The 12,440-nt window shown below is 38.5% G+C and carries 11 protein-coding genes; 5 read left to right on the top strand and 6 right to left on the bottom strand.

Translation table 11 applies throughout. The features are described from left to right. Positions 1–287 precede the first annotated feature (287 nt). The 5 genes from ACM5QX_RS26395 to ACM5QX_RS26375 all read left to right on the top strand — a co-directional run bounded on the left by ACM5QX_RS26395 (position 288) and on the right by ACM5QX_RS26375 (position 5,470). The gene (locus ACM5QX_RS26395) at positions 288–1,268 is read left to right on the top strand and encodes a hypothetical protein (protein ID WP_414756224.1); all 981 of its coding nucleotides are present in this window, start codon (positions 288–290) and stop codon (positions 1,266–1,268) included. A 134-nt stretch (positions 1,269–1,402) separates the two neighbouring features. Continuing rightward, positions 1,403–2,101, top strand: a complete 699-nt coding sequence (locus tag ACM5QX_RS26390) for a DUF4386 domain-containing protein (RefSeq protein ID WP_414756223.1) — start codon at positions 1,403–1,405, stop codon at positions 2,099–2,101. Between the two features lie 61 nt (positions 2,102–2,162). Further along, positions 2,163–3,116: an SDR family oxidoreductase gene (locus tag ACM5QX_RS26385; RefSeq protein WP_414756222.1), complete on the top strand. Its 954-nt coding sequence runs from the start codon at positions 2,163–2,165 to the stop codon at positions 3,114–3,116. 360 nt (positions 3,117–3,476) lie between these two features. Then, positions 3,477–4,565 carry a 3-deoxy-7-phosphoheptulonate synthase gene (gene aroF, locus ACM5QX_RS26380; RefSeq protein ID WP_414756221.1) on the top strand — a complete coding sequence of 363 codons (1,089 nt, stop codon included), beginning with the start codon at positions 3,477–3,479 and terminating at the stop codon, positions 4,563–4,565. Positions 4,566–5,089: 524 nt separating this feature from the next. Continuing rightward, complete coding sequence (locus ACM5QX_RS26375; RefSeq protein WP_011320670.1) at positions 5,090–5,470, top strand: hypothetical protein; 381 nt, start codon at positions 5,090–5,092, stop codon at positions 5,468–5,470. Between the two features lie 117 nt (positions 5,471–5,587). On the opposite strand, the gene ACM5QX_RS26370 is transcribed toward ACM5QX_RS26375, so the two are convergent. From ACM5QX_RS26370 to ACM5QX_RS26345, 6 genes are all read right to left on the bottom strand, one after another. Continuing rightward, positions 5,588–6,256 carry a hypothetical protein gene (locus tag ACM5QX_RS26370; protein WP_414756220.1) on the bottom strand — a complete coding sequence of 223 codons (669 nt, stop codon included), beginning with the start codon at positions 6,254–6,256 and terminating at the stop codon, positions 5,588–5,590. 183 nt (positions 6,257–6,439) lie between these two features. Continuing rightward, positions 6,440–6,922, bottom strand: a complete 483-nt coding sequence (locus ACM5QX_RS26365) for a hypothetical protein (RefSeq protein ID WP_414756219.1) — start codon at positions 6,920–6,922, stop codon at positions 6,440–6,442. A gap of 64 nt (positions 6,923–6,986) precedes the next feature. Continuing rightward, positions 6,987–8,024: a hypothetical protein gene (locus ACM5QX_RS26360; protein ID WP_414756218.1), complete on the bottom strand. Its 1,038-nt coding sequence runs from the start codon at positions 8,022–8,024 to the stop codon at positions 6,987–6,989. A gap of 16 nt (positions 8,025–8,040) precedes the next feature. Further along, positions 8,041–8,256, bottom strand: a complete 216-nt coding sequence (locus ACM5QX_RS26355; RefSeq protein ID WP_414756217.1) for a hypothetical protein — start codon at positions 8,254–8,256, stop codon at positions 8,041–8,043. 166 nt (positions 8,257–8,422) lie between these two features. Then, on the bottom strand, positions 8,423–9,718 hold the full coding sequence (locus ACM5QX_RS26350) for a response regulator (RefSeq protein ID WP_414756216.1): 1,296 nt from the start codon (positions 9,716–9,718) through the stop codon (positions 8,423–8,425). Then, positions 9,715–12,150, bottom strand: a complete 2,436-nt coding sequence (locus tag ACM5QX_RS26345) for an ATP-binding protein (RefSeq protein WP_414756215.1) — start codon at positions 12,148–12,150, stop codon at positions 9,715–9,717. Before ACM5QX_RS26345 ends, ACM5QX_RS26350 begins: the two co-directional genes overlap by 4 nt. Between the last annotated feature and the right edge of the window lie 290 nt (positions 12,151–12,440).

Here is a 12,440-nt window from a genome sequence, read left to right as displayed (position 1 = left end):
GTCAATAGTCAATAGTCAATAGTCAATAGTCAATAGTCAATAGTCAATAGTCAATAGTCCACAGTCCACAGTCCAAAAACCCTCACGAGTAATGATTAATGAGTAATGTACGGGCGGGTTTACAGATATCCTCTTGGACGATGATCTTCATAAACCCGCCCCTACTGACAACTGACCAATGACTAGTGAGACTGTGTCAGTCCTAAAATCATTCTTAGCATATTACACATCACACCAGTGATAATATGATGCTGAAAATCTCCTAAAGCTTCCTTAAAACCTTAAATATGCGTACTTATCAACTGTCTACACTGATTGGTCTTACTACTTCTGTCACCTTATCTGCAATTGCACCAGCTCAAGCGGCAAACTTAAGCTTTGACTACAATCAACTGCAATTTATTAAATCACGACCAATAGCATCTAATAATTTTTTGGGGTTAAATGGATCACCGAGTGAAAACCAAGGTTTTGTACCTTTCTATAATCCAGATCCTTCGGCTCCAGATCGTGGCCATAGGGAAATCGGTTTAAATTCGCGCCGCGATTTCCCAGGTTTTAACAATGCCCCATATTACGGGACTGGTCGCCAAGCAAGCCCGGAAGAACCTGCTAGCGGTGCTACCAGAATGACAAGTTTGATTAGCATTAATAGCTTTCCTACTTTTGCTCAATACCTGACAAATTATGGTATCCCACTCAATGATATTGGCTTTGTATTTGGTCAAAAGAGCGATCGCGCTTTTAACACAACTTGGAATTTAGGTGCAGATGTCTTCGGTCAAGATTGGTACGCTGATCCCCTTACACCCCTGGAAGAAAGAATTTATAAAGCTAATCCAGATGATGTGGAAATAGCTCTTTATAGTGGTACTACGAAAATAATTGACTTTGGATATTCTGATTTTTATTCAATTGTTGATTACGGTGATACACCATCATTTGATGATGATTTTGAAAGTAGTTTTACCGACCCAATTAGAGCCAAAAAAGTATCTGGCTTAGATCCATTGTTAGCAGGTTTAGCCACAGCTTTTTTAAAGGATGTTAAGGCTGCTGGTGGAGGAGTGCAGATAGTTAACGAGAACTTTGGAGAACTGGACATTAATTTTGCAAGCGGCAATGGATACGATATGATACTTTTGCCATACCCGATGCAAATTCGTGCAGTGGCACTGAAAGCAGTTCCAGAAGCTTCTTTTTCATGGGGAATATTTCTGTTTGGAGTTTTGGTGGCAATTTCCCAGCGCAAGAAACTACAGAACTGACAATTCTCTATAACTAGTTTTAGTCATCAACATCATCTCCATTTTCCCCAAGTAGAGACATTGCAACACAATGTCTCTACCACCTAATCATGTGTTCCTCATCTCATGTAATCATGTCAAAAATAAATTCCTTTATGTCTATAAAAGCACTTTACCGAACTGCTGGTCTGGTATTGATTGTTGAAGCTCTGCTGCTGTTTGTGCCGGTTTTTATTCTTGGTGCAGCAATTAATTGGCCAGCTAGTCTTGGTGAACCGGCTAGTATCATGTTGCCACTATTAATTGAAAAAGCTGAACCAGTCAGAATTGGTTATTTGATCTATCTTCTTTATTCAATACTTTTTTGGGTAGTGGCTTTATTAACTGCTCGTGTCATTAGCAATGGGGAAAGCAACCCTGTATGGCTCCAAGTGGCAACTGGTTTTGGTATTGCATCTACTGTCACTCGTTGTCTGGGCATTATTCGCTGGTTAGTACCAATGCCAGCCTTAGCGCAAGTTTATGCTGATCCTACAATCTCTGCACAAACTCGTGAAGCGATCGCTGTTGTCTATAAAACCCTCAATGACTACGCTGGTTCGGTCGGTGAAGTATTAGGTGTTAGCCTATTTACCGTATTGTGGTTATTAATTATCTCAATTTACTTATTACGTTCAAGAACACTACCACGTTGGTTAGGAATATTTGGGATTGTCGCTGCTCTGTTTCTGGCGACTCAATTAATAGAACTATTTGGGGTGGATTTGGGGGCATTTATTAGTGTGTCAGTAACTATGCTCCAACTCTGGTTTTTAGCCGCCGGGGTGACTTTATTAAGACACAAAAATGTCTAAGTTTAAATAAAATCCGACATTTTTCTCCGAAAAAATAATTTTTTGATATCAAAACCAACCCATGAACACAACACAAGAACTCCATGTAATTTTTGGTACTGGCCCTCTAGCACAGGCCGTCATGCGTGAACTGTTAGCTCGGAACAAAAAGGTGCGGATGATTAACCGCAGTGGCAAAGCAGACGTACCCTCTAATGTGGAAATCATCGCCAGCGATGCTTATAATTCCGAAAATACACGAGCAGTTACTACTGGAGCGACAGTAGTTTACCAATGCGCGCAACCAGCCTACACCCAATGGCCAGAGTTGTTTCCCTCCTTGCAAGCTAGCATTGTTGAAGGGGTGGCCGCCAATGGCGCAAAGCTAGTTGTGGGAGATAATCTTTATATGTACGGCCCTGTCAATGGTGTGTTGCGCGAAGATATGCCCAATGCTGCAACTACCCGCAAAGGGCGTGTCCGTGGACAAATGACAGAGGCGCTTTTGGATGCACACCGTAGAGGTATTGTACGAGTTGCTATTGGTCGAGCATCCGACTTCTATGGGCCACTAGTACTTGATTCTGTCATGGGCGATCGCATTTTTCCTGCTGTACTGACTGGGAAACCTGCATCGGCGATCGGTGAAATTGATCTCCCTCATACGTATACCTTTATCGATGACTTTGGCAAGGCATTGGTGGTCTTAGGGGAAGAAGATAAAGCATTGGGTCAAATTTGGCACGTACCTAATGCTGAGACTATCACTACTCGACAATTTATCACCATAGCTTTTGAGGAAGCTGGATACCCACCAAAGATCAGTAAAATGGGTAAGTTCATGATGCGATTAGGCGGGATTTTTATCCCAGAAGCTCGTGAAACAGTCGAGATGATGTATGAGTTTGATGAGCCATTTGTTGTAAATCATGATAAATACGTCCAAGCATTTGGCAATCATGCTACCCCTTTACGTGAAGCTATACGGCACACCTTGACATGGTATAGCGAACATCTCAAAACCTTAAAAACGTAAAAGGTCACTGTACAGCAATGGGCTAAGAGATGTTTGCATCAAGGATGGGAATCCTTCCCTTCTTTGGTGCTTTTGCGTACACCAGACTTAAAACCTAATACCGTCTCTTGATGTAGCTTGTCTGGCGTAGCCATAGATGCACTTTATTCTGTACGGTAGAGACGTTGCATGCAACGTCTCTACATCATTTATTGGACACAACTTCATATAGAGTTGGTATAAGCTAAAAATAATTTTTCTCTATTTGCATAAATCCACAATATTTAACTGATTAATATTTAACAATAAATCAGCGAACCCGAATCAAGCTTTTCGCTAAAAATTATCAATCTTTGCACTATTTAAGGAGTAGAAAAACTAGTGATTATTGTAATGAAACCCTTCACTCCATCTGCGGAAATAGAACAAGTAAATGAAGAAATTCGTCGCCATGAACTTACACCAGAAATCTGTGTAGGTCATCACAAAGTAGTAATCGGTTTGGTGGGAGATACCTCAGAACTTGATCCACGCCAAATTCAAAATTTGAACCCTTTTATAGAACAAGTGATTAGGATTAAAAAGCCTTTCAAAAGAGCTTCTTTAGAATTTCGTTACGGAGAACATAGTGAGGTTGTAGTACCAACACCTAATGGGCCTATAACTTTTGGGCAAAACCATCCTGTAGTTGTAGTTGCCGGCCCTTGTTCGGTAGAAAACGAAGAAATGATCGTCGAGACAGCCCAAGCGGTGAAAGAATACGGCGCACAATTTTTACGTGGTGGCGCATATAAACCCCGTACATCACCTTATGCTTTCCAAGGTCATGGTGAGAGCGCTCTAGCTTTGTTAGCAAAAGCTAAAGAAGCTACAGGTTTAGGAATCATTACAGAAATCATGGACGCAGATGACTTAGATAAGCTCATCGAAGTAGCAGATGTGTTGCAAATTGGGGCCCGAAATATGCAGAATTTTTCACTTCTCAAAAAAATAGGAGCTACTACTAAGCCAGTGCTACTGAAGCGGGGACTGTCAGCCACTATCGAAGATTGGTTGATGTCAGCAGAGTATATTTTAGCCGGAGGTAATCCAAACGTCATACTATGTGAGCGAGGAATTCGCACTTTTGACCGACAGTTTACAAGAAACACGCTGGATATATCTGCAATTCCAGTTTTGCGAACCCTGACACACTTACCTATTATGATTGATCCTAGTCATGCCACAGGTAAATCCGAATTTGTGCCAACTATGACAATGGCATCTATAGCTGCTGGTGCAGATTCCTTGATGATTGAAGTTCACCCCAATCCAGCTAAAGCACTTTCAGATGGGCCTCAATCACTCACATTGGAAGGATTTAAGGAATTAATGCACGAAATAACTGCCCTAAGTAAATTCTTTGGTCGTTCGCCTCACAACAATAGTACAAATCTAAAGCCAAAAGCTATCTCATTGGTGAGCAATTAAACATATTCATCTCCATCTAAAGTTAGTAGTGGTTGAGGACTTCCTTAAATCTTTAGCTGTCCTGTTGCTAATAAAAAATTTGAAAGCTCAAGCCCTAGTAAAATCCTTAGTAGCTTTCATTGATGTCAACTTAGCAAAAAGAAAGCACTAGACATAAAGTTGGGGAGCAAAGATAAGTAGGTCGGCGTAAATAAATATTGTTGGGATAAGGCAGGGGCAGGGGGAGAAAGAGTTTGAGCCTTATTTACTTTTATTTACATAGTTTGGTTTTATTGCATCGACTTACTTAGTAAGACAATGAGTTGTCAAAATGGCTACTTTTCGCACTAATAAACAGGGGCTTCAGACCCAAGAGAAAAATTATGCTTCTGAGGAATTCGGTAATCGGTAATTGGTAAGAGTAGCCATTACCCATTACCCATTACCGAAGCGACGGGGCGACTATTCCTCTCCACCCACGCGCTTGATGGAGTTTCCTGTCGCTTTGATAAACCTAATTTTTTATTATTACAGCTTTAAAAACTATGTCTACTGTATCTAACTTAACACAATTAAAAAAAGGTCTAGAAACAAGCGAAGTTCAGAAAGGGATGAAACTTATAGGATTACAGGTTACACAATTAGAATTAGATCAACTTGCATTTGGCAATACTATTTCGCTAGAAAACAGAAGATTAGGTGAAATCGGTTCAATATTTATACTAGCGGAAGCTCTTTCGGCAGTAAATTCAGTTCAAACAAATATTACTTTTCAAGACTTACCACAAACGGTTAAAGAGTTTTCTTGCTGTTACGGAGGAGTTCCAATCTACTGTTGGAATTCTGACTTAATCGGAAAGTGTTGTCTGACCCTAACTTTGCTAGATGGCAAGCCGGCAATTAGAGTTTCATCTCAAAACTTATAGTTTATCATTTCGTAAAGATTTAGGTCTATTAGAATAATAGTAGCAAAAATTGACCTTTTTTGAATTGGAGCGTTCGCGTAGCGTCTCGTAGAGAAGCGACTTGACATTTTCTAATAATTAGTTTTGTTTGTTGTCAAATTTTAGTTTTTTATAAGCCATCATGATACCAACTAGGGATATTCCGAGAATTATCAAGTTGAACCAATTCAGCGTCTTACTCCAAGAAGGTAATGGTCGTGTATCTTGCACTTGATAAGCTTTTGTTTCTGAATTTCCTTGCTTAGAAGTGTACACAACTTCCTTATATTTTAAATCGAGAGATTTGGGTGCGATCGCGACAATTTCTAAAACATCAGCAACTTCTTTTATACCATATCTATCTGGTAGCAATCTCAGAGATTTAATACTATTCTTTGCTGGAATTAACAGGGCTTTTTTGCTATTCAAATCTTTAATAGATTCACCTTCTTCACTCTTGACAATATCTTGAAATTTAAGCAAAGATTTTTTGATAGCATAGACATCACTATATTCTCGATATCCATTTAAACCCAAACATTTACCTGACTGAAGAATTCTGTTATATGTTGGCAGGTTGGGATTTTGTGACTTAATATGTGCAATTAATAAATAATTAGGATATTTGTCAAGATTGGCAATTTTAAAACAGTAACTAACTGGAGATTCTCCCGGAGATAAAACATCTGCCCAAGCAACAGGTAATTGAATATAGTTGATTAGCGTAACTGTAACTAATATTTTGAGAATATCTTTCAGAGATTTCATGATAATAAGATAGAAATTAATTTACAATTAATAGTTATATCCTACTTTTATATGAATAATTGATAATCTTTTTAAATCAGAGTTTGCGGTAGGTGTAATATTTGCTTTACCTAATCATCTGCAAAATATTCTTTCACAGATTAATAAGTAGTGATATTACTTAATCCATAGCTCAAAACTATCTCAATTTTCATGATGCGATCGCTTTGGTTTGGGTTCCCAGTTAAAATCATGAGGACAATCGCATTCTTGAGCTTGGTTGCAGTTAATTACCATCATACTAAAGCAAAAATTCAGGAGAGTCCCATTATCAAATTTTACTTGTAAATTGCCTGGACTACGAAAACCAGCACCGCTATAACCAATAATTTGATACTTAGAACTTAAGTTTGAGACATTAAAGAAATATGGTTTAGGGCTGAAGCTAGAATCACCCTTTAAATCATTTAAACAAAAGGCTTTTGTGATATACCTTTGTGCGATAACTTCTGCTTCTTTTGCAGATGGATCGCCAATTGCACTGATAAAATTATCCGAGATTTTGGTGATTTTATTAGCTTGAGTACAGTCAACTATATAGTTGACAGGAAAAGCAATACGTAATAGATGATATGTCAAACCTAGTGATAGAATTGTAATAATTGAGATTTGAATAAGTTTTTTCATTGGCTACAGGGATAATGCTGTTTTAACTTTGTGTTGCTGATAGATAAAGTTTGTTCACGAAGTGCTACAGATGAAAGCAGAACATTCCATTACGGGTAGCAGCGATTACTCGCTGATGTGTGGAATCTATTGCGATCGCCTGTATAATTGCATCTGTTTGGTACTCTGCTTTCACGACTCCATCTTGAATATTTAGCAAAGCCAGGGTTTTTCCTGCGCCTAATACTAGGGTTTGGTCATTGAGAAAAGCAACATCACTTTGCCAAAGATTTTCCTCATCATGCTGATGTTCTATGTAGGGTAGAGATACTTCCCAAACTTTATAGAGAACAGAACTTGGTGTAGGATTATTATTTATTCCCCAATGACTGCGATCGCTAAATAGTTGCGAACGATTAAATCGACGGTATGTCACCAATAATTTCCGTTCAAAATGATAACAAGTATGGATGAAAGCGTCTTCGTTGGGACTAAAAATAATGGTATCGTTATGACAGCGCATATCCCCCCAAAAACCTCCCCGAAGGGAAAACTGACCCGTTGCTAAATCATCAATCCAATGAAGTTGAAAATAGCTGAATTGGTCAATTGATGAGTTGATAAAAAACTGCATCTTTGGGTCAAATACCAAGCTGTAATTATATTCTGTCTTAAAAGCAAAACGCTTAATTATACCCGATTGCAATTCTACTAGATACAGGGAAGCATAGGATTCGACAACGATGATGTACTGTTGACATGGAGTAATCGTGACACAACCTGGTATGTCGGTGCATTCAGGTAACTCTATTTCCTCGATACAGCTAAAATCTTCCCAGCGACGAATTTCTAAGATGGCATTGACTGGCTGGTAGGAAAGTTGGTAAATATTATTACACTGAATAATGGCGATGCTCCAAAGGAGCTGGTCTTTGACCATCGCATCTGCTTGGGGTATTTTGGTAAATAAACTTAATTCTGTGTATCGTTCCAAAGAAGACTCTAACAACATCTGGGGTGTATCGGCAACATTCCAACGTACCAATTTATAACGCTTTTTATCAACACTTAAAGTAATTGCTTCTTGCTTATTCGGATCGTAAATTAAAGTTTTGCAGTTCATAGTAGATTAACCTGGTTCATAAGGTTTTCGTGCTATTTTTAATGGCATTGTCTCTGAGTTCAGAGGTAATCTTTCTTGGTCGGTCTTCGTCTGACCAGCCATCAAAATCAAACCCCAAATAATCAAGCCGCATCTCGGCATATAAATGTGGCAAATATGCCAACAAAGAAACTAGAAGTAATACCAATTCTCTATGAAGTTGCGCCAAATAAATGATGTAGAGACGTTGCATACAAAGTCTCTACAGTACAGAATAAAGTGCATCTATGGCTACGCCAGACAAGCTACATCAAGAAAAAGTATAAGCACATCCTAAAAGATAGAAAATCGTAGTAAGGACTTTAGTTCTATTGTTATAACTAAAGTTCTCACTAAAACTTTTATTTATAGCAGATATATTAATTTATGGGTAATTCAATTATAAACTCTAGACCTGCTCCTGGTTGGGAATGACATGATATTTTGCCGTGATGATTAACAGTAACAATTTGGTAAGCTATCGATAGACCTAAACCAGTTCCTTTACCGATGGGTTTAGTTGTGTAGAAAGCATTAAATATTTGACTTTGGATTTCTTCACTAATTCCTGCACCATTGTCAGCAATTTTGCAAATAACTTGCTCACCAATTAGCTCAGTTGTGATGTGGATGACCCCAGGATTTTCAGCAATGTCACAGTAGTTTTGATTTTTTTGTGTTTCTTCAATAGCATCAATGGCATTGGCGATTAAATTCATAAATACCTGGCTAATTTCACCGGGATAGCATTCAATCAAGGGTAAATTACCATATTTTTTGACAACTTCAATGGCAGGACGTTCAGAATTGGCTTTTAGTCGATGTCCGAGAATTAGTAGTGTATTTTCTATTGCTTCATGAAGGTTAGCTAGTTTCTTACCTGTTTCTCTATTTCGAGAAAATTTGTTTAATGAGGAGACAATTTCTTGAACGCGATCTGTACCTACACGCATAGATTTGATCACATTAGATAAATCATCTAATAAATATGTTAACTCAGTTCGATTAATTGCATCTTTAATTTCAGCAGGTGGATTGGGAAAATGCTGTTGATACAGATAAAGTAAGTCAACTACTTCTTGTACATACTTTTGCACAAAGGTTAAGTTACCCGAAATAAAGTTAATGGGGTTATTAACTTCATGGGCAATCCCGGCTGCCATTTGACCTAAACTAGCAATTTTCTCGGTTTGAATTAGTTGAGTTTGAGTTTTTTGCAGTTCAGCATTTTTGGCGATTAAACTTGCTGTTAAATGGCGTAATTTTAGCTGGTGTTCTATTCTCACCAATACTTCTTCATGCTGGAAAGGTTTGGTAATATAATCTACTGCTCCCAGTTGAAATCCTTTAACTTTATCGGCAGTTTCTGATAATGCAGTCATGAATACTACGGGAATATCACAAAAACGCTGGTCACTTTTAAGACGTTGACAAGTTTCAAAACCGTCCATACCCGGCATCATGACATCTAGTAAAATCAAATCGGGTAATAAATCATTTTCTAACCTTTGTAAGGCTTTTTCACCACTGCGCGCCGCCCAAACTTCAAAACTAGAGTTATCTAAAAAACTCGATAAAACTTGTAAATTGTTGGGATTATCATCAACAGCTAAAATTATGCCTTTGATTGGTGTGCGATCGCTAAAATAATTCTGATTGGGTACAGTCGCTCTCATGCCATTTCTACCTCATATTTTGTCAAAAAATCAAGGATTGCATCCTCATCAAATTGTCTGGCTAGTTGTCTGAGTTGATGAGCGAAAGTAGCAAAGTTCGTATCTTCTGCTTCTATTTGATCTGCACACTTGATAATGGCGTTAAAGTTACCCTTTTTCGCTAATGTCATCAGTTCTTGTAATACTTCTGCTTGGGGAGTAATTAATTGTGCTGATAGACTATTGTTTTGAGTTATTAAATCTGAGATTGGTTGATTTTCAGACTCAGAAGGTTCATAAATCCAAACTAAATTTAAATGACGTTCTAATTGACGCAGTAATTCATTTGCTTGTATGGGTTTGCTGAGGAAGTCATCACCACCGACTGCTAAGCTGCGATGTTGATCAGATTCAAAAACACTAGCGGAAGAAACAATAATTTTGATATTCTCAAACTGGGGTATCTGTCGCAGATTTTGAATTAATGTAAACCCATCCATTTCTGGCATGAGTAAATCTGTAATAATTAAGTCTGGTGAAATAGCGATCGCTTGTTCTAAACCATCTTGACCATTGACAGCTTCCATTACTTCAAAACCCAATGGTTGCAATAAATCATTCAAGACTATACGATTTTCCCAGCGATCATCTACTATCAAAATTCTGCGGGGATTTCCCTCAAAACCAATAATCTTTCTGACGGAGGTAGTCATGATTGACTGTAACCATTCATTGGTAGCTACTATCTCCAATTCAAACCAAAAAGTGCTACCCTTTCCTACCTGACTTGTGACATGGATATCACTCCCCATCATCTGCACTAACTGACGAGTAATAGCTAAACCCAGTCCCGTCCCTTCCGTCTGACGCTTTTTTTCACCTACCTGTTCAAAAGGTAAGAAAATTTTGCTTAATTCTGCGTCAGTGATGCCAATACCTGTATCTTCTATACAGTAACGAATACGGTGGTTGACTGGTTTTTGATTAGAGGATTCTTCAATTGTCTCAACTTTTAGCTTAACTTGACCGTGATCAGTAAATTTAATCGCATTACCCAGCAGATTTAACAGTACTTGACGTAATCTTTTGGCATCAATATGCACCCATGTAGGTAAATTACTGGCAGGTTCATAGATAAATAAAATATCTTTTTGTGCAGCACGAATTTGGCAAATTTCGGCAATACCTTGTATAAAAGATGGAAAATGTACATCTTCGCCATGCAGTTCTAGTTTCTTGGCTTCAATTTTAGCAAGATCCAAGATGTCATTAATTAATGTCAACAGGTGTGAACCACATTGTTCAATAATATTGATGTGATGTCGTTCTTGCTCAGGTAACTTTGAGGAACGTTGCAAAATTTGCGCGCAACCCAAAATCCCATTTAAAGGCGTTCTTAGTTCATGACTCATGTTAGCTAAAAATTCGCTTTTGGCATGGTTAGCTAAATCAGCCGCCTCTTTAGACTTTTTTAGTTGTGCCTGTTCAAAAGCTTGTACTCGCCACAAAACAGTAATCATGGTGATAGTTAATCCGCCAACAATCAACGCAATTAAATCTAGAAATTGCAGCCGAGACTCAATATTTTCACGGGGAATTACCAAAGCTACAGACCAATTTGCAGCCTTTAATGGTACATAAGCAATATATTTTTGTTTACCGTCAATCGCCATCAACTCAATTCCCTGCTGTTTGTTAACCATGCGCTGGGCGATCGCTTGTAAACTATGGTTATTAATTTTCAGCAGACTGGGGGCAGGTTTTTCCGTAGTGGAGATTAAAGTCGAGTCGGGATGAACAATCGCCTCCCCTTGGGAATTGAGGGCAAAAGCGTAGCTATTTTTACCGTAGGTGAGAGAATTGATCACCTTTGTAATATGGTCAACTTTGACGCTACCGTGAAACACTCCTATGGGTGAATTGGAAGTTGATAAAATCGGAGTAGCGATCGCAATCAAGGGTATTCCTGTAGAACGGCTAATAAAAGGATCAGAAACACTGCTTTTTCCGGCTATTCCCTGTTGAAAGTATTCTCTATCCTTAACATTGTTGTTTGCGCGTCCTGACTTTGTCGTGTAGTAAGAACCATCCGCAATTGACATTTGGAATAAGAAAAATTCTTTGATTCTCTCAACTTCAGTCTTTAAATAAGGTTCTGCTACAGCCCAATCTAAGGAACGTACGGCTGGAGTATTCGCTAAAGTTTTTACCTCGACTTTGCGAACACTTAACCACGCCTCTATTTGATCAACTCCTGTTTGTACTTCCAGAAAAGCATTCTTTTGTATATCTGCTAGTGCCATATTGCGGGCAGCTAAATAGCTAAAATAAGCAGAAATACTGACAATCAAAGTTGTACCGCCAAGAATAAATCGAATGAGAAAATTCCGTGATGATTGCTGTCTAGGGTGAGATTTTAGGGAAATTGAGTCATTGCTTACCAAAGGTTTCATACCTGTGAAAATCAGGATAAGTAGACAACTATACTCAGATTGCCCAATTAGCCTTTGATAATCACAGGTGACAGGGGGCAGGGGCAATACGGTTCGGATAAGCAGGGGAGGGAAGAGAGTTATTATTAAGCAATTTCTCTTCCTCTGCTTCTCTTCTCCCCCTGCTCCCCCTGCTTGCCTCAACAGATAACTCTGTTAACTGAACCGTGTTGGGGGCAGGGGAAGAACAAATCTTCTCATTATCTTTACATCAACATCAGATCATTTATTTTCTGGAAGTCCCTTATTCT

The sequence above is a fragment of the Anabaena sp. CCY 9910 genome, assembly GCF_963920875.1.
GTDB lineage: Bacteria > Cyanobacteriota > Cyanobacteriia > Cyanobacteriales > Nostocaceae > Trichormus > Trichormus variabilis.
Note: the sequence above shows the minus strand (reverse complement) of the source record. Positions and strands in the feature narration are given on the sequence as shown.